18 protein-coding genes are annotated in these 21434 nt (G+C 49.5%); 9 read left to right on the top strand and 9 right to left on the bottom strand.

Going from position 1 to position 21434, the window contains the following annotated elements:
* Positions 1-4514, bottom strand: a 4514-nt coding sequence (locus F569_RS0112750) for a beta strand repeat-containing protein (protein WP_026942515.1), incomplete at its 3' end; no start/stop codon positions are given.
* A gap of 35 nt (positions 4515-4549) precedes the next feature.
* Positions 4550-4855, bottom strand: a complete 306-nt coding sequence (locus tag F569_RS0112755) for a BolA family protein (RefSeq protein ID WP_026942516.1) — start codon at positions 4853-4855, stop codon at positions 4550-4552.
* 55 nt (positions 4856-4910) lie between these two features.
* Here F569_RS0112755 and F569_RS0112760 point away from each other — a divergent pair, with 55 nt between their 5' ends.
* Together F569_RS0112760 and cobS are read left to right on the top strand one after the other, a co-directional pair.
* On the top strand, positions 4911-5531 hold the full coding sequence (locus F569_RS0112760) for a J domain-containing protein (protein WP_026942517.1): 621 nt from the start codon (positions 4911-4913) through the stop codon (positions 5529-5531).
* Between the two features lie 38 nt (positions 5532-5569).
* Positions 5570-6553: a cobaltochelatase subunit CobS gene (cobS, locus tag F569_RS0112765; RefSeq protein WP_026942518.1), complete on the top strand. Its 984-nt coding sequence runs from the start codon at positions 5570-5572 to the stop codon at positions 6551-6553.
* Positions 6554-6658: 105 nt separating this feature from the next.
* Here cobS and F569_RS0112770 read toward each other — a convergent pair whose 3' ends face one another.
* The gene (locus F569_RS0112770) at positions 6659-7984 is read right to left on the bottom strand and encodes a hypothetical protein (RefSeq protein WP_154813745.1); all 1326 of its coding nucleotides are present in this window, start codon (positions 7982-7984) and stop codon (positions 6659-6661) included.
* 38 nt (positions 7985-8022) lie between these two features.
* Between F569_RS0112770 and cobT the strand changes: the two genes are divergently transcribed.
* The 3 genes from cobT to F569_RS0112785 all read left to right on the top strand — a co-directional run bounded on the left by cobT (position 8023) and on the right by F569_RS0112785 (position 12050).
* Positions 8023-9846: a cobaltochelatase subunit CobT gene (gene cobT, locus F569_RS0112775; RefSeq protein ID WP_026942520.1), complete on the top strand. Its 1824-nt coding sequence runs from the start codon at positions 8023-8025 to the stop codon at positions 9844-9846.
* Positions 9847-10341 (top strand): hypothetical protein, encoded by a 495-nt coding sequence (locus F569_RS0112780; protein WP_026942521.1) that lies wholly within the window; start codon positions 9847-9849, stop codon positions 10339-10341.
* Between the two features lie 314 nt (positions 10342-10655).
* Positions 10656-12050: a pyridoxal phosphate-dependent decarboxylase family protein gene (locus F569_RS0112785; protein ID WP_026942522.1), complete on the top strand. Its 1395-nt coding sequence runs from the start codon at positions 10656-10658 to the stop codon at positions 12048-12050.
* Positions 12051-12209: 159 nt separating this feature from the next.
* Here F569_RS0112785 and F569_RS0112790 read toward each other — a convergent pair whose 3' ends face one another.
* The 5 genes from F569_RS0112790 to F569_RS0112810 all read right to left on the bottom strand — a co-directional run bounded on the left by F569_RS0112790 (position 12210) and on the right by F569_RS0112810 (position 14954).
* Positions 12210-12551, bottom strand: coding sequence for a hypothetical protein (locus F569_RS0112790; protein ID WP_026942523.1), 342 nt, complete (start codon positions 12549-12551; stop codon positions 12210-12212).
* Positions 12548-13033 (bottom strand): bacterioferritin, encoded by a 486-nt coding sequence (gene bfr / locus F569_RS0112795; protein WP_026942524.1) that lies wholly within the window; start codon positions 13031-13033, stop codon positions 12548-12550. The genes F569_RS0112790 and bfr overlap by 4 nt, the downstream gene beginning before the upstream one ends.
* A gap of 140 nt (positions 13034-13173) precedes the next feature.
* A complete protein-coding gene (locus tag F569_RS18015) occupies positions 13174-13428 on the bottom strand; it encodes a (2Fe-2S)-binding protein (RefSeq protein ID WP_034388920.1) in 255 nt (84 codons plus the stop codon).
* A 65-nt stretch (positions 13429-13493) separates the two neighbouring features.
* A complete protein-coding gene (locus F569_RS0112805; RefSeq protein WP_026942526.1) occupies positions 13494-14099 on the bottom strand; it encodes a hypothetical protein in 606 nt (201 codons plus the stop codon).
* A gap of 168 nt (positions 14100-14267) precedes the next feature.
* Positions 14268-14954, bottom strand: a complete 687-nt coding sequence (locus tag F569_RS0112810) for a tetratricopeptide repeat protein (RefSeq protein WP_026942527.1) — start codon at positions 14952-14954, stop codon at positions 14268-14270.
* 34 nt (positions 14955-14988) lie between these two features.
* Here F569_RS0112810 and F569_RS18020 point away from each other — a divergent pair, with 34 nt between their 5' ends.
* The gene (locus tag F569_RS18020) at positions 14989-16170 is read left to right on the top strand and encodes an antibiotic biosynthesis monooxygenase (protein ID WP_199285714.1); all 1182 of its coding nucleotides are present in this window, start codon (positions 14989-14991) and stop codon (positions 16168-16170) included.
* Positions 16171-16173: 3 nt separating this feature from the next.
* Here the strand turns inward: F569_RS18020 and F569_RS0112820 are convergent, their stop codons facing one another.
* Positions 16174-16806, bottom strand: a complete 633-nt coding sequence (locus F569_RS0112820; protein WP_026942528.1) for a hypothetical protein — start codon at positions 16804-16806, stop codon at positions 16174-16176.
* Positions 16807-16949: 143 nt separating this feature from the next.
* Here F569_RS0112820 and F569_RS0112825 point away from each other — a divergent pair, with 143 nt between their 5' ends.
* From F569_RS0112825 to F569_RS18030, 3 genes are all read left to right on the top strand, one after another.
* Positions 16950-17483, top strand: coding sequence for a hypothetical protein (locus tag F569_RS0112825; protein WP_026942529.1), 534 nt, complete (start codon positions 16950-16952; stop codon positions 17481-17483).
* Positions 17484-17524: 41 nt separating this feature from the next.
* The gene (locus F569_RS18025) at positions 17525-19471 is read left to right on the top strand and encodes a cation:proton antiporter (RefSeq protein WP_051279875.1); all 1947 of its coding nucleotides are present in this window, start codon (positions 17525-17527) and stop codon (positions 19469-19471) included.
* 85 nt (positions 19472-19556) lie between these two features.
* Positions 19557-21425 carry a transglycosylase domain-containing protein gene (locus F569_RS18030; protein WP_051279876.1) on the top strand — a complete coding sequence of 623 codons (1869 nt, stop codon included), beginning with the start codon at positions 19557-19559 and terminating at the stop codon, positions 21423-21425.
* The last annotated feature ends 9 nt before the right edge of the window (positions 21426-21434 follow it).

Below are 21434 nucleotides of genomic sequence, written 5' to 3' on the forward strand. Positions count from 1 at the left end.
ATCAGCGCGTCCATATCGAAGACTTCATTGATATCTGCTGCGAAGGCGTTGGGGTCATCCAGTGGTTCTGAAAATAACGGGCCTTCAAAGGTGAAGGTGTTACTTGGCAAGTCCGCAAGGTTTACCCCGACAATGGTGAGTGTGTTTCCATTTCCAAAATCAAAGATGACATTGGCGCCCGCATCCGTGCCTACAGCCAGGATTTCAGCCTCGGTATCAAAGTCAGGGTCCCCGCCCAATATTGAAATCTGTTCGTTGATAAAAAAGCCTTGGATAACATCGGCGCCGCCGCCCGTAACATCATAAGCGAAGGTATCAAGTCCCGCACCGCCATTGAGGCTATCATTCGAGCCGTTCATCCCCAGCAGATAATCATTCCCGCCATTACCAAGCAAGACGCCTGAAGCATTGATAATATCATCGCCTGACGAGCCAAAATAGCGTTCTATATTTGTATATGTATCCCCCGCAGCGTCGCCGCCTACGCCGATGCCGTTTTGTATCGCGATAGGGCCAGACGCGAGATAAGAGACAGAATCCGTTCCATCGCCTCCATCGTGACTGTCTGCCCCTGCGCCGCCAAAGAAGAAATCATTCCCCGCGCCGCCGCTCATGATGTCATCGCCGTCTTGACCGAAAATGGTATCAACACCATCGCCCCCATCAATGATGTCATTACCGTCGCCGCCCAGCAGGCGGTCATTCCCGCCTTCCCCGTTTAAGGTATCGTCACCATTGCGGCCTTCCAGGCGGTTATCTCGAAAATCACCGGTAATATTATCATCGAAATTGGACCCCCAAACCCACTCAATACCAGAGAATGTATCGCCCGCGGCTTCACCCGCCGTCCCGCCGATGGTCAAGTCAAGGGTAACGCCAGCCATAGCCTCTGTGTAGACCGCTATGTCAAAGCCCTGACCACCATTTAAGATATCAGCACCATTGCCTCCAAAGAGACGGTCATTACCCATATCTCCATTGAGAGTGTCATCTCCATCAAAACCACGCAGTTCATTGGTACTATTATTGCCCGTGATGCTGTCATTAAGGTCAGACCCGTAAACGGCCTCTATACCAAAATAGGTGTCGCCATCAGCATCGCCGCTTATACCTCCAGTTTGCATATCCAAAGTTACAGCCGCAGTTGCGAGGCTGTAATTGGCAATATCAAAACCTGAGCCGCCATTTAATTGGTCTGCGCCCGCAGAACCGTAAAGCGAATCGTTCCCGTCTTGACCGCGCTGAATATCATTGCCGTCACCGCCATAAATACGGTCAATACCTCCGCCGCCATTGATCACATCATTGCCGTCTTCGCCATAGAAAAACTCATTGGCGCCTGAGCCTGTGATAATGTCGTTAAAGTTGGATAGGTAGTAGCGCTCTATGCTGGAATATGTATCGCCAGCAGCTTCGCCAAATGTTCCGCCAGTCTCGACATTAAAGCGAACACCCGAAGACGCGCCACGATAGTCAACGGTGTCAAAGTCATCGCCCCCATCTAAAACATCTGCACCTTCACCGCCAATTAAAGTATCAGCACCATCATCACCTTCGAGTATATCATCACCTGTTCCCCCGTAGATGATATCATTCCCATTATAAGCGATTAATCGATCATTTCCACTCCCTCCGAAAAGCTGGTTATTTGCGTAAAAGCCTCCAATTAGCACATCGTCACCAGCGCCCCCGAACAGTATATCGTCACTGTAACTGGACGCTGAAATTCTGTCATCAAAAGACGTTCCAATAATTTGCTCAAACCCGTAAATAAGGTGATCATTTATTACAGTTCCAGGAATTCCTATAGCGACGGTTCCATTACTACCTAACCCAGCAATTATTGGGTCTGATAGACTGCTGTAATCTAAGATATCAAACCCTGCGCCACCATCCAGAACATCATTACCATAACTACCAAGAACGGTATCATTACCTTCATTACCAATTAAGTAGTCATTTCCCTCATTCCCATTGAGTAGGTCTCCTCCCAAGCCCCCATATATGTAATCATTGCCTGTTCCGCCATTTAGCGTATCGTTACCAACCCCGCCGAACACCCAGTCATTTCCTTCAAGACCATTGAAGACATCATCTCCTCCAAGAAGGTCATAAGCACTATCATTTGCCGACCCTAAAACTTCATCATTATTTTCGGTGAAGAATGAAATAACTGGTATATCGGAAGGATCAAATATGATGTTATCAGAAGAAGTGCCAGCGAATCTAACCGATTCTATATTTGTTAATGTATCAATCTCCGCATTCAATTTAATGACAGCAAAAGTCCCGTCACCGTTATTAATCAGTGAATAACCACGAAGAGAGCTGTAACTAATAGAGTCAAAACCGCTGCCGCCATCATAGATATCGTCCCCTTCACTTGTGCCAAAAGAGTCATCACCCTCTTCGCCATAAAGCGTATCATTCCCACTTTCACCACGGATATAATCATCGCCTTCACCGCCATGTATTGTGTCATCGTCATTGCCGCCAAGTAGATTATCGTTTCCATCACCGCCATAAATAAGGTCATTGCCGAAACCCCCTGGAATATAGTCATCGCCACCAAAGCCATATAAAGCGTCACTATTAACAGACCCGTATATATCGTCGCTGAATTCACTACCCCAAGCGCCCTCAAAGGCATTCAATGAGTCTGTGGCTTGACCATTTTCAAATACAATTGAACTTAGCCGAATATCGACTCGCTGTAAGGCGTCTCTGTAACTCACAATATCAAAGCCATCACCGCCATCGAGTGCATCTGTCCCAAGGTTGCCGGAAATGATATCGTCACCATCACCCCCATAAATTAGATCTTCCCCTTCTCCGCCGGATAAAATATCATTCCCAGAACGGCCATAAATCGTGTCATTTCCACCGAAACCATTGACCGTGTCGTTACCGCTAAGGGCGTCCAAAACATTGCTGGCCGCCGTTCCGTCAAAGACATCATCGCCTTCCGTAAAGATCGGCCCATTGAAAAATATGATCTCAATTGTGCCGTCTGAAAATTCAAGAAAATCAATATTGGATAATATATCAGCCCCTTCGTTTCCCTGATTGTCAGTCAGAATATAAGTCCCATCTCCGTTATCAATAAGTGTAAAATCAGTAGATTGTCCTACATATCTAGCTGTATTCTCATCTGCTCCACCCTCGAGGGTATCATCACCTAAGCCACCTTCTAAGGTATCGTTGCCTTCCCCACCATTTAAGGTATCTGCACCTGCGCCGCCGCTAATAACGTCATCTCCGCCCAAACCATTTACGATATCATTGCCGCCTAAAGCATCGACCGTATCTCCAATAAAACTTCCTTCGACAATATCGTCATTTTCGGTGAACGCGCCGGGGTTAAAGAATTGAACAGCAATCATTTGATCTGAAAAAGAAAGAACCTCAATACCTTCTAAAAGATCCGTTCCATCAAAGCCGAAATTGGCTGTGATTGAGTAGGTTCCATCGCCATTATCAACCAGGGTATGAAGGCGGGCTAAACGTGAATAAATTGCGATGTCATTGCCATCACCACCAATAAGAGTATCATCACCTGCCCGGCCATTTAATATGTCATCGCCGGCACGCCCCATAAGTAAATTATCAGCACTATTGCCAGAAAACTCATCATCGCCAGCAGTGCCTCCTATGGACTCAATACTGACATAGGTATCGCGGCTCTGAGGGCCTGTTCGTTGCGACTGTAAATCCGACCTAATACCATTCGAAATATCATTGTAATCTGAAATTTCATCGTAATTTGAAAAGTCTATGGTATCAAATCCATCTCCGCCATTGAAGGTGTTATAGCCTCCCGAACCATAGAATATGTCATCGCCATCGCCGCCAAGCCGAGTGTGGCCATTACCTCCATAGATAACGTCATTTCCAGCCTCACCGTAAATAATAGTGTCACGACCCGCGGTTCTCGCATCTATTAAATCATCGCCCTCTCCGCCATAGATAAAAAACCGAAAGTCTGAAAATCCACTTATCTCATCATCAAATGATGAGAGTTGGAAGGTGGTAATGCCATCATAAACATCTCCGTTCGCATCGCCTTCTGTGCCTCCGGTTTCTACATTTACGACAACACGAGCCGTCGAAGTGCTATAATCAACGGTATCGAAACCCGGGCCGCCAAAAAATGCATCCGCGCCAGCGCCGCCAATAAGAATATCGTTACCTGCGCCGCCGTTCAGAATATCATCCCCGTCGCCACCATTGAGAATATCTACACCATCTCCTCCATTAAGAATATCATTACCCCCAAGGCCATTAAGCGTATCGTCACCTTCAAATCCGTTGAGAACATCCACATCTTCCGTTCCCTCTAGAGTGTCATCACCGGGCGTTCCGTCAATATCGGCATACAGCGGGAGGTGAGTGGGCGGAGCTGCTATATATGGCAAGACAAAAGCAGTAAAATTTTGTGAAAAGACAGAACCGACTAAGCTTGCGTCCATATTAAACTCAAGCCCGTCAAAATCATACTCAAAAAAACGGCGCATGTGGTAGTCCCCAATCTATAATTGAACTATACGTATCAGACACTCACGGGCAATTCAACGCACTGCCCCGCACTCGCCTCTAGGGAAAACGCATGTATTTGCGCGATTTCCTCTGAGAGCACATCCAAAACGGCGCGGTGCTTGGCTAATCGGCTCAAGCCTTCGAACTTATCGCTTATAATCACCACATGAAAATGGCTCTCGGCACTGCCGCCATCCGCCGCGTGTTCATGGGCGCCGCGGTGATGTGCGTGCTTATGGCTCTCATCAATCACCTCTAGCTGCGACGGGTTGAAACTTTGCTTAAGTTTTTCCTTGATTGATGACGCGATAATGCCCATTTTGTGCAGTCCTTAAAAACAACCCTAATTTCAACTCTTAACGTATATAGGCAATATGGCAGGTAATTACGAATATAAACCCAAAGGCATCGATATCCGTGTCAATAAGGGTAAAAAGAAAGTCGATCCGAACCAGATGGAATGTGACTGGGCCGGGTGTGTGTCTATGGGCGGATGTAAAGCGCCAAAAAGTCCTGACCGTCTGCGCGAATATTATAATTTCTGCACTATTCATGCGCGCGAATATAATAAGAACTGGAACTTCTTCTCAAATATGAGCGACGAAGATATTGCCGAGTGGCAAGTCGGCGCGCGTCATGGTCACCGCCCGACATGGGACGTGAAGAAGAACACCGCTGAACGCGCCAAAGCACAGACAAAGCGTAAGGCAGGGTCAACTGCCGCCACCGCAGAAGGCTATAATATTTTTGGTGAAGGCAAAATCGGCAATCAAACCGAAGCGCCGCGCCGCCGCAGCCTGTCTAAGATGCAAATGAAAGCGCTCAATGATTTGGGGCTTGATGATACCGCGACCAAAGATGATGTGCGCAAACGCTACACACAGCTGGTCAAACAGCTCCATCCCGATGCCAACCAAGGCAAGCGTAACACCGAAGAAAGCTTCCAACGTGTTGTCAGCGCCATGAAGGTTCTTAAAACAACAAATCTGGGCTAAGCCAGACCTACAAATTCTCCATATAACGGATTAACGACATGAGTGACCAATTCCCTATTTTTGAGCCCGACATTATGGTCTCGGCGCGTGAGGTTTTTAATGTCGATTTCGACATGGAGGTTCCCGCCTTTAGCAAGACTAGCGAAAATGTGCCGCCCATCGATAATGCCTATATTTTTGATGATAAAACCACACAGGCCATCTGCGCAGGTTTCGCCCATGACCGCCGCGTTATGGTACAAGGCTATCACGGCACGGGTAAATCCACCCATATCGAACAAGTCGCCGCACGGCTTAACTGGCCGATGGTGCGGGTGAACCTCGACAGCCATGTCAGCCGTATCGATCTGGTCGGGAAAGACGCGATTGTCCTAAAAGACGGGAAACAAATTACAGAATTCCGCGAGGGGCTCCTCCCCTGGGCGCTGCAACATCCTGTCGCGCTCGTCTTTGATGAATATGATGCGGGCCGTCCGGATGTCATGTTCGTGATTCAGCGCGTGCTCGAAGCGCAAGGCCGCCTCACCCTGCTCGACCAAAACCGCGTGATAACACCCCATAAAGCGTTTCGCCTTTTCGCGACGACCAACACGGTTGGCCTCGGCGATACGTCTGGTCTTTATCACGGGACACAGCAAATCAACCAAGGCCAGATGGACCGCTGGAGCATTGTCTGTCAGCTCAACTATCTCTCTCACGCCGAAGAAGAAGCTATCGTCCTTGCCAAATCCCCGACTTACGACAACGCCGAAGGTAAAGACCTGATTGCGAGCATGGTCCGCGTCGCCGACATGACACGGCAAAGCTTTATCGCAGGTGATATCTCAACGGTCATGTCCCCGCGTACGGTGATGAACTGGGCCGAAAATGCCCGCATCTTTGACGGTGATATCGCGCAGGCGTTTAGGCTGACATTCCTGAATAAATGTGATGAGCTAGAGCGGCCTATTATTTCTGAATTTTATCAGCGGGCCTTTGGGAAAGATTTACCAGAAAGTGCCGCTACTGTGATGGTCGCTTAGTAACGATACATCCCACACCCGTTCATCCCCGCGCAGGCGGGGATCCAGAATTAAAAACTCTCACAACTGGGTCCCCGCTTTCGCGGGGATGAACGGATTAGTTATTCAAGTTTGAATGTAAGTTTCAGCAAAAAACTTTGTTTGCGTTTCCAAAAACTCAATCATCTTCTTGCGGCTTCTAATGTTTTTAGCGGCCCCGGTAGGCGTATACTGGATTATAATCTGAGATAAGTTATCGCTTTTCGGGTGAATGATTTTTGAGTCTTTTAGCGTGTCTTCTTTTGCATCAATCATAGCTTCGGACATGGAGCTATCCGTCATATCTCTATATCGGCTCCATTTCGCAAACAATCTTACATCTGAATGGTCGCCCCACTCGTCCTCAGTCTCATTATCTCGGAAAGTATCAAGAAACCGCTCAATTTGCTTATAAGGCGTCTTTACTTTCGAGGTGGGTTCATGCGCTGTTTCAAATTTTATACAGCGCCCATTTATGTCAACCAATACATTTAAATACTTGCCATCAGGCAATGCAAAGCGTGCTCTTAAATCCCCTGTTTTTTTCAAATAGCTTTCAGCAGCGTCCTTCCGAAGTTCGAGTGTTTTTTCGTCGTGGATTTCAGAAACTCTTTCATCAAAACACTCAGATAAGATTAAAGACAAATCGGACGTTTCCTGAAACCAACCTGAAATTACATCATCGGTATCGTCTGATTTAGGACGTCCGCCGTCACGCAAAACATCTACAAAATCAGACCAACATTTCGGCATCTGATTAAAACCATGGATGCCTGATTTTTCATGACTTAGAAACTCAATAAATTGTTCCAAAATTTTTGTTTCTACAAAGTCTAAATCTTGTTGCCGCAGACCTATTCCTGCTTGGAATTTTATGTAGCGCCAAGACCAGTGAAAGTGCGGGATTTTTCGTAAACGTTTTTCGGCGGGCTTTAGTCGGAGTGGTGGGTGTTCCGGGTCAGAACACATCTCATTAGATATGGTTATAAGTGCGTCAACCTTTTCCGAAATAGCTCTGTTTAGATAACGTCCTAATTGAGCTTGATCTAAATCTCCTGAGCCAATTTTTACTTCAACCAATGCCGTCCAGTCCGTTTTCTGACTCAAAGAAATTAGAGCGTCTGGAATATCTTTATTGGAAAGTCTGCCACCTATTGACGGTCGCAACGTGCAATCAAAATCACCTCCTGCTTTATAAGCCCGTTGACCAATCGATTTGAGCAACGCATTTCTGAAAGGGTAAACCAACTCTAAGACTGCAAAGAAAATACAGGTTGCCCTGTCTTCGAGACCATTTGTCATCATAGGAAATAAGGTTGCCGCTTGACCCCCTTTGAATGGTTCTGACATAAGTTCCCCCAGAGAATAATTATAGCCAACTTCAATTGGTGAATCTTTTAACTGACTTGTCAATTAAAAACAGCTTGGAATTGTGAAATAAATAAACTCCCATGACCTCCCGTACCCCCATCGACGAATTCAAACGCTCTCTCGCCTCCGCCACCAAAGCCATCTCAGGTGAGCCTGAGATGGAGGTGTCTTTTGGCGGGGATGTGGCGGGGATTGTGCGCGATCAGATTATGCTGCCGAGCTTGCCGCCAAAGCCCAAACCTGCACAGATTGCCAAAGCGCGGGGTGAAGCTGACGGCTTGGCGCTGCGTCTTGCGCTGCATGATAAATTCACCCACGCTAAAAATCAGCCGAGCACTGGCCCGGCCCGCGCGGTCTTTGAGGCCATGGAGCAAGCCCGTATCGAAGCATTGGGCGGAAAACATTTAGCGGGGCTTGGCGATAACCTTATGGCCTCGCTCTCGGCCCGCGCGGAGCGCAAAGGCTATGACAAACCCGACATTGCCAAGGATGATAATAGCTTTGCCGAAGCCGTCGGGCTTTATGCGCGCGAAGTCCTGACGGGGCGCAAACTGCCTGAGAGCTGTAACGGCATTATGTCGGCTTGGCGTATGGAAATAGACGCCAAAGCTGCGCCGCAAATGGAAGCGCTTAAGAACTTGCTCGACAACCAACAAGACTTTGGCCGCTCTGTGCGTGACCTGATCCAAGACTTTGACCTCGGCGAAGATTTGGCCGACCCTAATGAGGATGAAGACTCGGATGAGGAAACCTCTGAGAATGAAGAGGACCAACAGCCTGACCAAACGCCCGACACGCCCCAAGAAGAGCAGCAAGGCCAGACCGAAGTCTCTGACGCCGACGCGCAAGAAGATGACAGCGCAGAGCCGCAGGATATGGTGGATGCCGAAAATATTGACGGCGAGTCTGACGATAGCGACCAAACACCCAACCCCAATGCGCAGCGCCCGCAACCGACAAATCTGCCTGACCCTTACACGGTTTATTCGACCAAACATGATGAAGTCATAAAAGCCGAAGAGCTTTGCGAGACGGAAGAGCTCGACCGTCTGCGCGGTTATTTGGACGGGCATATGGCCGGGCTATCCTCTGTCATTGCGCGGCTCGCCAACCGTTTGCAACGCCGCCTGCTCGCGCAGCAACAACGCAGCTGGACCTTCGACCTCGAGGAAGGGATGCTTGATACGGCCCGCCTCACCCGGGTGATTATCGACCCCATGTCGGCGCTGACGTTTAAGGAAGAAAAAGAAACCGATTTCCGCGATACGGTGGTGACGATCCTGATTGATAATTCCGGCTCTATGCGCGGGCGGCCTATTATGGTTGCGGCGGTCTGCGCGGATATCATGGCGAGAACGCTAGAGCGCTGCGGCGTGAAGGCGGAAATTCTGGGCTTTACCACGCGGGCTTGGAAGGGCGGACGCAGTTTCCAAGATTGGATGGCGGCGGGCAAGCCGCCCATGCCGGGCCGCCTCAATGACTTACGCCACATCATTTATAAATCCGCTGATATGCCCTGGCGCCGCGCCAAGCGGAATCTCGGCCTAATGATGCGCGAAGGCCTCCTGAAAGAGAACATTGACGGCGAAGCGCTCGAATGGGCCTATCGCCGCCTCATGGCTCGCCCCGAACAGAGACGCATTATGATGGTCATCTCCGACGGCGCCCCCGTGGATGACGCCACCCAAAGCCAGAATAAAACGGGAATGCTTGAGTCCCACCTGCGCATGGTCATAGACAAGATAGAAAACCGCAGCGAAGTCGAGTTAGTCGCGATTGGTATCGGTCATGATGTGACCCGGTGGTACAAACGCGCCGTCACGATTATGGATGTGGAACAATTGGGCGGAGCCATGACGGAGAAGTTGGCTGAGTTGTTTGATGACGCTAGCGGGCGGCGGTAAGTGAACTTTTTTCACTCACTATTTGACCATAGCTTTGAAGCTGACGACTTTTGGTTAAAAAGGCTTCACACCTTAGCTTTGTCTAGTAATGGCGCCGCAATTATTTTCTTAGGAACATTCGTCACGAGACAATCAGACCCTTTTTTCTACCTAACAAGTGTGCGTGAGTATTTTATTAGCTTTGCAATAGGTTTATTTTTTGCAGTAATAGCTAGCTTAATTGGAATGGCATTGGTTCATGCAAAAGATTGGGGCAAAGTCGTTAAGGCACAAGCTGACATAACTGCCGAAAAGCTTACTGCAAACCCAGAATTTGCAGAGGCCCACTTTCAAAATGGTGATGAAATTTTGACCGGAAATGAGGGGTGGGAAAGGGACATTGCAGCTTTCAACAAAACCACCAAACGGATTCACAATCTTTTTAAGTCGTTTCTTTTAGTTGTATTCACTTCCCTTGCTCTGTTTTGCGCAGGCGTAACATACCTTTTTATTTGACTCCAAAACGAAAGGTTTGCAATCCCTTCCCCCGTTTACGGGGGAAGTACCGCGAAGCGGGGATGGGGGGAGCGGCAGGCGCTTTATTTGAAGTGATTTGACTGTTTCGCCGTGATACGATGTGCTTGGCTTGTGACGCGAGAAGCCCTCCGTAGCTATTATAATGTGCCGCTCCCCGCATCGCCTCCGCTGCCGCTCCAGCACTTCCCCCGTGAACGGGGGAAGGTGGCGCAAGGTTATAGTGAGGCACTTAGACTACCCTACACCCTCATTTCCCCATTGCCTCACCTGCGCCAAAACCCTATTCCCACCGCATGACACTCGACCCCAAAAATTGGCCTGCTTTTCGTAAGACCGCCCATGCTATGCTTGACGCTTCGCTTGATAAGCTTGAAGGCGCGCGTGAAGGGCGGGTTTGGACGCCTGTGCCTAAATCGCTTAAGGCGGAGATAAATACGCCGCTGCCGCAAGGCGGTATATCTGAAGATCAAATGATGGCTGAGCTGGAAGCCATCATGCCGTATAATCCCGGAAATATTCACCCGCGCTTTTTTGGCTGGGTCAACGGAGCGGGCGCGCCGTCTAATATTTTAGCCGAGATGGCGGGCGCGGCGATGAACGCCAATTGCGGTGGACGCAACCATGTCGGCCCCGTGATTGAGCAGCAAGTCATTCGCTGGGCGGCACAGATTATGGGCATGCCGAGCGAGACGACGGGGCTCATCTCCTCGGGCACATCCATGGCCACAGTCACGGCGCTGAAAGTCGCACGGGATAAGTTTCAACGCGAAAACCCTGAAGCTAAGCTTGTCGGTTATACAGGCGCACAAACCCATAGCTGTGTGCGCCGCGCTTTTGACCTACTCGGCATTGGCAAAGACGCATTACGCCTTGTGCAGTGTAATGATGATTTCGAAATTAATTTAAGTGCCCTGCAAGACGCCATCGACAAAGACCGTGCAGAAGGCTTCACGCCCTTCTCTGTTATTGGCACAGTTGGCGCGGTAAATGTCGGCGCGATTGATGATTTAGACGGGCTGGCTGATATTTGCGAAAAAGAAGAGCTCTGGTTTCATGTGGACGGGGCCTTTGGCGCAGCGGCGATCTTGTCCCCATCCGTCGGCCACCGCGTCAAAGCCCTATCCCGCGTGGACAGCCTCGCTTTTGATTTTCATAAATGGTGGCAAGTAAATTATGAAGCCGGATGTGTGTTGATCCGGGATCCGTATTTGCACCGCTCCTCTTATGCTAACCGGCCCGAATATTTACGTCATGATGAAGATGGCCTCGCGGGCGGGGATTTTTGGGCTGTGGATTACGGGCCCGAACTCTCCCGCAGCTTCCGCGCCTTGAAAGTTTGGACACATCTGAAAACCCACGGCATTGACGCCATTGCCGAGGTGGTCGAGCGCAATATTTCCCAAGCTCAATATCTGAAGCGGCGCGTGGAGGCCGAGGATAAATTAGAATTGCTCGCCCCTGTTGCGCTGAATATTTGCTGTTTTCGCTATGACTTCCGCTATGAGAGCAATGCTAAAAACGCGCGTATTGTCGTGGACCTCCAGGAAAGCGGGCTGGCCGCGCCGTCCTCAACCATCATTGATGACGTCACGGCTATTCGCGTGAATCTAACCAATCACCGCACCCAAGAGAGTGATTTGGATATTCTGGTCGATGCTGTGTTGGAAATGGGGAAAGAGCTAGAGTAGATCATCTCCTTCATCTGCCTCATTGCAAGACCCTGCCGGGCTGGCGCACCAGTCTTGCAACCCATCTTCCGCCATTTCTAAACATGACCAAAGTAAGTGGTCGAGCGGCATGGGAGATGGGTTACAAGGACAAGCCTTGTAATGACGTAGGTGTGTAGCCTACGAAAACGTCTTATCTGCATCAACTTTGGATAGCTTTTTTTTGTGTCTGCGCAAGACGAGCCACTGAAACAAAAATAAGATGGGGCCAAAGAAAACGAGTCCGATAAGACCTGTGAGAATGGCTTCGCTTAACTGGCCTGCCATGAGCTGGGGGTCACCCTCCCCATATATCATCATGGCTTGAAATGTTTTGATAAATGCCGGAGCAATGAGGCTGAGAAAAATTATGAGAAGAGCAATGGCAAAAGCGGTACGCGGACGCTTCTTCCAAAGTCCTACAATCAAGAACGGAATAAATAAATAGGCTATTACGCCGATCAGCGCGAATAAGAGGATCATCCCTCTTCAGTCACCGCCGCGCTTTGCAATTGAATATAATTCTGAATGCCAACCTGCTTAATCAGATCAAATTGCGTTTCTAGGAAATCAACATGTTCCTCTTCATCTAGTAAAATACCCTGCAACAAATCACGTGTGCCGTAATCGCGAACCTTTTCGCAATGCTCAACACCGTCGCGGTAAATCGGAAGCGCAATATCTTCAAGCTTCATATCGCATTCTAGAATTTCTTGAACGGTCTCGCCGATATACAGCTTGCCGAGGTCCTGCAAATTTGGAAGGCCGCCTAGGAACAAAATACGCTCGATGATTTTATCGGCGTGCTGCATCTCTTCAATGCTCTCTTCATATTCCTTTTTGGCAAGCTTACTTACGCCCCAATCAGCAAGCATACGCGAGTGCAGAAAATATTGATTGATGGCTGTCAGCTCTGCTTTGAGCGCCAGATTTAGAAATTCAATTGTTTTTTTATCACCGCGCATAATCGAGTCTCCTTAGAAATTATTATGCAGACTTGCCTAACATTGGATGCCTGGGTCAACCAAAAACCAGGCAACTGCAAATCACTTGCACAGAAAAATGCGCACCTGATAATCACTCACAATTAAAAGGGGGTTTTAAGCTATTCAGCCGCTTCGAGAGCCGGGTTGATGGCCCGCCACTCTTCAAGGCGGGCATTGATACTCACGCGACATTGTCCACAATTAAACTTGGTTCCGCAAACGCGCATGACATCTTTAGCGCGTTCTGCACCTTGCGATGCCGCGATATCGACTTTGGCCGTATTGATATTATTGCAAAGGCAGTGAATCATATTCGCCATATGACGACATTGCGAATGATTGTCAATAACTTTGCGAATGAATTGCAGATTCATCTACTTGCTATCAGCACAAAAAAAGCGCCCCCAAAGGGACGCCATCGAGTTTAATTTTAGAAGGCTTAGCCTCGCGGCTGATAATCGCCTGTAATCATACATGTGCCATTGGCCTGAGCCGTTGTTCCAGCCGGACAAGCAATATTTACCGTAGCCGGAGCCGTCATGGTAGGTGCACTCGTCTTGATTGTGCCCTGTGACATCATTTTATCTTTCATCATGCCATCCGCTTTTTCCATCATAGCGTCCTTGGCATTTTCTTTGGCAACAGCCATGGCTGCGTCTTCAGCAGATCCGCCCTCCATCATGACTTTACCGGCTGTCATCATGTCATCGCCGTCCATTTTGCCTTTTTCGGTCAACATTTCGTCGCCCATGACCTTTCCTTTCATCATGGATTTGGCTTCGGACTGACCGGCTTTCATCACAGCGTCTTTAGCGCTGTGGCCATCCATCATATGCTCTCCGGCTTTCATCGCAGGATCAACCATATTGGCTTTATCGCCCGCCATCTCTTTAGCTTTGTCTTTTGCCATATCCGTTGCCATATCTTTGGCTTTGTCAGTTGCCATTGATTTAGCTTTATCTGTCATCGCGTCCTGCGCGAAAGAAACAGAGGCCGTGCCTAAAATAAGCGCCGATGCCATAAGTGTAGATTTAAGAATTGTCATTATGTGTTCTCCTCTAAGCGAATTAATGTCCGCTCTCTTAATAATAAAATATGACTGACAGGACAAGTCTTCCCCTGCCAATCAACCCATGTAACATGCTCGTGAGCTATTGAGGCAAAACTAAGGCACCTTACAGAAGCTTCACACGCGAGTCATTTTCGCAGACCGTTATTCTCTCGAGCCTGTATCAAGCGCCTCTAACCGAATGGCTTCATTGATCTGCCCGCGTAACAGCGCCGTTTCGACTTTGGTCGGGTCGGCCTTTAAAGACATTTCAATATCCGTTTTAGCCTCGCTCAGACGGCCCTGTTTCATTTTTGCGTCAGCGCGGTAGCGCAGGGCATCAGGGTTATTAGGCGAAAATTTTAAAACCGAGGTTAAGTCCGTTTCAGCATAATCATAACGCTCCAACATGGCATAGGCCCGCGCACGGGCGATCCGCAGATCAACATGGTCTTTACGCAGTTTTAGACCGTCAGACGCTGATTTATAAGCCCGGTCGGGCTGTCCATCAACGAGCCAAAAGTTGGCAGCCTCAGCATAAAAATCCGCCCGCATTAATTTCGTGCCGCCATCAGACGCCATCGCCAAGACGTCCAATCGCCTCGCCGCCTCGTCTTCATGGCCCAGCGCATATAGCGCCATCGCCACACAATGTTTGGCTCGGCGGCCGCCGCCTTCATCTTGCCAAATCATGGCCTCTTCATAGGCCAGATCATTATCTTCAGAAATTCGCTCGAGACAGGCTTTGTGTTTAGCATCAAACTCAGCCGTAAGGTTTGCCGCAGCGGCCGGTCCTGCAAAAGCCGTTGCAATCAGGGGTAAACTCAATAGGAGGGTAAGCGTAAGTTTCATGCAAGCTATCTATCCAAGGGGGAGCGGCGCGGCAATGCCAAGACGCATTAAATCACAGTCACATAATGCGCGGCCCACTGCATTGCTTCTGGGCGCGGGATATTGTGCCAAGGCTATGATCACGCCTTTGCGCAAGCAAGGTTATGAGGTTTTGGCAACAACGCGTAACCCTGAAAAAGCGGCGCGTCTCAAGTCTCTTGGCGTTACCCCTATTATTTATAATGGTTTGATAAATGAAGCTTTAAAGGAAAGTCTATTCGGGGCTGATATTATTCTCTCTTCAATCCCGCCTGGTGATAATGGCGATCCTTTTTTAAACAGCCTCGGCCGCCCTTTGGCGGATTGGATACCAAATGCCAAATGGGTTGGGTACCTCTCTGCCACAAGCGTCTATGGAGATCGCCAAGGACAATGGGCGTTTGAAGATGAGCTGCTCCGTCCCTTCACCCGCCGCGGAAAGAATCGCGCTAATGCTGAGATTAAATGGCTTGAGACAGGAACGCCAGTTCACGTCTTTCGCCTCGCCGGAATTTACGGCAAAGGCCGCAATGCCTTTAGCCGTATAAAGCAGGGCAAAGCACGGGCTGTTATAAAAGAAGGCCACGTTGTGAACCGCATACATGTTGAAGATATCGTCTCTGTACTACTGGCCTCTATCGCCCGCCCTAACCCTTTAATGATCTACAATATTGCCGATGGACACCCTACACCCCCGCAAGATGTTTTGAACTATGCGGCAGACCTCATCAATGCGCAGCGTCCACCACAATTGGATCATGAGACGGCTGACATTTCAGATATGGCGCGAAGCTTTTATAAAGAGACCAAACGTATTGACTGCAGCCGCGCGGGGCGTGACTTAGGTTGGACACCAAAATACAAAAATTATCGTGAAGGCCTTATGGCAACCTTAAAAGCGGAACGCGGCGAAACAGAGACTGTTTACTTATCGGGCTATATCGATGTCCTCAAAGCTGATTTGAAATCTGTAAAGCTTGCACTACCCGCACATATTCGTCTTAGCCAACAAGAGCCGGACTGCACGAGCTTTCATATTTTCCAAGATCAAGACCTGCCAACGCGGTTCCACGTCTTTGAAACCTTCTCGAACTCAGCTGCGTTTCGCCGCCATCAAGACCGTATGAAAAACAGCGAATGGGCCACTATCAGTAAAAATGCCCAACGACATTATGATGTTATAGGTCTAGAAAATTAAGGCTTACAGACTTAATTGATCGAGCACTTCGCTTTCTGGCTTATAGCCTTTTGCCCGCATGCAACGCTCAAATCCGGAGTCAATGAGATAACCCTCTTCAAGCACACGAACAAACCCGCCTGCTTGGGCCTCACATATAACCCAATCCTGCATATTTGAACCGCCGCCCATCTTAACAAATGAAATATCTTTTGACTTACGCGGTGCGGATAGCGTCGCAGTGGGTCTGGCCTCAACGGTGCGGGCGGCTTGTATCGGGGGGTTACCATAGACGCTCTGATAGGTCTTTGGCGGATAAACGGGGTTTTGATAATTAGGTGTTTGAGGCACAGGAAGTTGCCTCAATTTAGGAATAACCAATTCACCGCGCTTTTGCATCTGCCCATCTGATGCAAAAGCCATTTTGGCGGCCTGCTGTGACCTGTCGTTATTTTCAAAAACATAGGCCTGCTCAGGTGCAGATCGTAGAAGATTTGTAACAGGACTGGCCACAAAGCTCGCAGCCGATTTGGTATAACCCCAAGCATTTTGTGTATGTCCCCAAACATTATGGCCAAAATGACCCAGTTGCGCACATCCGGACAGCGTCAAGGCTGCCGAGACTAAAAATACGGTTTTCGCAAAATTATGGGACATATTTTCTCTCTAACGTCATGATTCAGAGGAAGATGAGCAAGTGTCATGCCATGCATTGTGAGGTTTCGGGGGATATATATGGATAAAGCCTTGGTAGAGTCGGCCCTTCGCGGTTATAAAGCGGCTTAAAATTAGGGAAGACCATGCCGACGCCAGACAATAAAACGCCAAGCCGCTTGGACAATATCGCTGCTGCAGCCAAAATTTATGGGGCGCGAAGTTTTGACAATTACGCACAAATTCGGTCTGTCGCAGAAGCTATTCGCGATGGACTTTGCGCGTGGCTGGATGATGGCAAGCAATGTGTCTATCTCGTGCCGCCTCAAGGTCCTTTTACAGCGCAAAATTACCGATCGGCAGCTTATTCTGTTTCGGGCAAAGGGTTTCTACCGCTTGAACCGATTAGCTTTGGTCTTGCCGTAAATATTTCAGGCGATGGCGATTACATGCGCCTTGTCCTGACCTGCCGCAAAGAAGGCGATAAGATGTTTATACATCTTGATGAGGGCCGCGAGACTGATTTGAATCTTCCATTGCAAGACAACGAACTCGCAAACTTCTTTGAAGGTATAACAACACATTTGCTGCATTGGTTTGAAGGTCGGGTCGATCAATATGATAATGGCAGTTACGGCAATAATGATATTGGGTTTGATATTCAGCGCGTAGATGAATAACGCTCAACCCAAGACACGCACAATCACTCTGAGGGATTAATATGGCCGCTGCTGCAGATGCTGCCCATCACGTTGTAAATATGCTTCCGTTCAAAATTGCCTTGATTGGCGTTTTGGGCATAGGGGCACAATGGCTTGCATGGAAACTCCAACGTCCAGCGATTGTCTTAATGGCTATCGCAGGACTTATTTTTGGCCCGCTAATAGGTTGGTTCTTAGGCTTTGACCTGCCAGGACCTCTCATGCACAGCCTTGACCTTTTCAGGCTCGATCCCATCAATGATTTTGGCGACCTTTATCGCCCTATGATTGGACTCGCTGTCGCAATTATTCTCTTTGAGGGCGGCATGACCTTACGTTTCAAAGATCTAGGAGATGCCTCCCAAGCCGTCATGCGCATGGTTATAGTGGCGGGCCCCATAGCCTGGTTCCTTGGCACCTGCGCGGCGCATTATATTGTCGGGCTTCCTTGGGATATTTCAGCCATGGTTGGCGGCCTTTTTGTTGTCACAGGACCAACCGTTATCATGCCGCTATTACGGCAAGCCCATCTCAAATCCCGCCCGGCCAATGTGCTAAAATGGGAAGGTATTGTGAATGATCCGCTCGGCGCATTATTCGCGGTTGGCGGCTATGAATTTATTCGCTTCACCATGACCGAAGGGTCTATGTATATTGCCTTTGGTAAGTTAGCTTTTGCAGCCATATTGGGCACTGTCGTTGGCATCATATCAGGTTACGGACTCGCATGGGCCTTCCGCCGCGGTCATATTCCTGAATATCTTAAAGCTCCTGTTGTCTTAGCGTGGGTTCTCGCCATTTATGTTCTCGCCAATAATATGGCAGATGAAACCGGTCTCCTGGCTGTTACAGCCCTCGGCATGACTATGGCCAACACGAAATTTGCCTCCATGGTCGAGATGCGCCGTTTCAAAGAAAATATTGCGATCATTCTTGTCTCCGGAGTCTTCGTTATTTTGACAGCCACTCTCACGCCTGATGTACTCAAAGCTTTCCTCACCGAATGGCGTGTCCTCGCTTTTGTGCTTGCGATGATGCTCCTCGTGCGCCCGATTGCTGTTATGATTTCGACGCTTTTTTCAGGTCTACACTGGAAAGAAAGCCTTCTCATTTCCATAATCGCGCCTCGCGGCGTTGTTGCTGTGGCAGTCGCGGGTCTTTTCGCGGCTGAACTGACAGCCTTGGGCCGCCCCGAAGGCGCACTCTTTGTGCCGCTCGCTTTCGCACTGGTTTTCGCAACCGTTCTTTTTGCCGGGTTCTTTATCGGTCCTATCTCCAAAGCCCTGGGTCTTGCGGCCGGCGGCGGCGAAGGCGTGCTTATCGTAGGCGCTAATCCTTGGTCGCTTGGTCTTGCGAAAGCGCTTAAGGAGATGGACGTAAAAGTTCTGGTCGCCGACACCAATTGGCGGCGTCTGCGCGGCGCACGCCTTGAAGGCCACGCCACCTTTTACGGGGAAGTCCTCTCTGAAAATGCGGATTTCCGCCTCGACCACTCAGCCTTTAATCACCTCATTGCAGCGACGCCAAATGATGCTTATAATGCCCTTGTCTGCGTAGAGTTCGCACCGGAGCTGGGCCGTCACCGTGTTTTCCAAGTTACATCCGTCGATAATGATGAAGATGATGCAGATACAATCGCCTTCACATCGCGCGGACGAACGCTCACATCTCGCGGGCGCAGTTTTGACGCCCTAACTCGCGATTGGTGGGGAGGTTGGCGTTTCCGCTCAACAACTCTGTCTGATGAATACACACTAGATGACCTCTATAAAGATCGCGGTGATGATCTTGATCTTATATTGGCCAAAAAGCCCGATGGCGGCCTCGACTTTATTCAACCTGGAAAAGAATCCCGCGCCGCCGGCTCTACAGTGTTAAGCTTCTGTCCTGTCAAAGATAAAGACAATCGCGGTGCAGGTGCAAAAGAACCCGGCTTAGCTGGCCCTGCTGCGCCTTTGCCCACTTAGTTTTATTACCCGACTTAAGCAGCCGTTCACGGCTGCTTAATCTTATGACGCCATAAGGTTAAGCCCGATTAACCTTGATAGGCCCATGACGCTTAACCGTAAAATATTAAAACGTTTTGCCGCAAGGCTCAGCCTATTCGGAGCCACAGTTTTTTACGCCTTAGGCATGGCCGTTCTGACCGGGGCCGCCTTTGCGTCTAAAGATTTGCCCTCAGCTGAAACCTTATGGGCGCCGAACCGTCCCGTCTCGGTTCAAATTGTGGACCGTTATGGCCGTGATGTGTTGGTTCGCGGTGCGTCATCAGCTCCGAAAGTAAAACTCACGGAACTGCCCGCCCATGTTCCCGCTGTCGTTCTTGCGACAGAAGATAAGCGCTTTAAAACACATATCGGCGTGGATCCTTACGGACTTATCCGCGCCATGACCGTAAACCTCAAAGAGAGACGTTACGTTCAAGGCGGTTCAACCTTGACGCAACAACTCACGAAGAACGTCTTTTTAACGCCTGATAAAACACTCCGCCGCAAAGCCCAGGAAATGATGATTTCCATTTGGCTAGAACAAACGTTCACAAAAGACGAAATTTTAGAAATGTATCTCTCCCGCGTTTATTTTGGCAGCGGCGCTTGGGGCCTCGAAGCCGCCAGTCAAACTTACCTTGGCAAATCATCCTCTGACCTAAGCTTTTCCGAAAGTGCTATGATGGCTGCGTTGCTTAAAGCCCCCTCGCGCTTTAACCCAACCGCTCATCCCGACCGCGCGGCTAAGCGCACGGCCCTGGTGATCGGCCTTATGGTTGAACAAGGTCTGATCTCGCGCGAGAGCCAGTTGAACGCGCTTATGAACCCTATCGACATTCAGCGGCCACAATCTGACAATAGTGCCCAATATTTCGTGGACTGGATGTGGGATGAGCTTGAGCTCGCCATCGGCACACCTGTTCAGGATATAGTCGTGCAAACCACATTGGATTATGACGCGCAGTTGACCGCCAATCAAGCCGTAGCCGCCCATATCGACCACAAGCGCCATGCGAGCCAAGCGGCGCTTGTCTCCATGGACGGAACCGGCGGCGTGATGGCGATGATTGGCGGGTTGTCTTATACGGACAGCCAGTTTAATCGCGCCGTACAAGCCGAGCGGCAACCCGGCTCCGCCTTTAAACCCTTTGTCTATTTGGCCGCCTTTAAGGCCGGTCTTACGCCTTGGGATATACGCGAGGACGCGCCCATAGAAATTGGCGACTGGGCCCCTGAGAATTTCACGGAAGACTTTAAAGGTGCTATGAGACTGGAAGACGCCTTTCGTCAGTCCATCAATACTGTTGCTGTGAGCCTTGGCGAGGAGGTCGGGCGTGAGGCTGTGATCAATACGGCCCGCGATTTTGGCTTCTCTGATCTGAAACCGCTTCGCAGCCTCTCCTTGGGCGCGCAAGCCACCACGCCGCTTAAGCTGACAGCCGCTTACCTGCCCTTTTCCAATTACGGCAAAACGGCCGAACCTTATGGTATTCTCTCGGTTTCCACGGCGGACGGAACGCCGCTCTATGACCGAAAACCGCAAAACCTCCCTCGTATCATAACGGCGCAAAATCTTGCTCATATGAACGTGCTTATGACGAGCGCAGTAAGCCAAGGCACAGGGCGCCGCGCCGCAATATCCGGTCGTCATCTTGCCGGAAAAACGGGCACGACGAATGATTTTAAGGATGCGTGGTTTGTAGGTTATGCCCCCGACATTGTAACTGGTGTTTGGGTCGGAAATGATGATTATACCTCCATGAAAGGCATCACCGGGGGCACAATTCCAGCTATGATTTGGCATGACTATATGGACTCCGCTCTGGAAACGATGCCCAAAACCAAGCTGCCTGTCTCCTCCGAACCCGTCTGGCGCAAACAGGAAAAAGTGCTAGACGCCTTACTCAATGACATCGAGGATGCGCTTCCGTAAAGAGAAAGA

The sequence above is a fragment of the Hellea balneolensis DSM 19091 genome (assembly GCF_000428525.1).
Lineage (GTDB): Bacteria > Pseudomonadota > Alphaproteobacteria > Caulobacterales > Maricaulaceae > Hellea > Hellea balneolensis.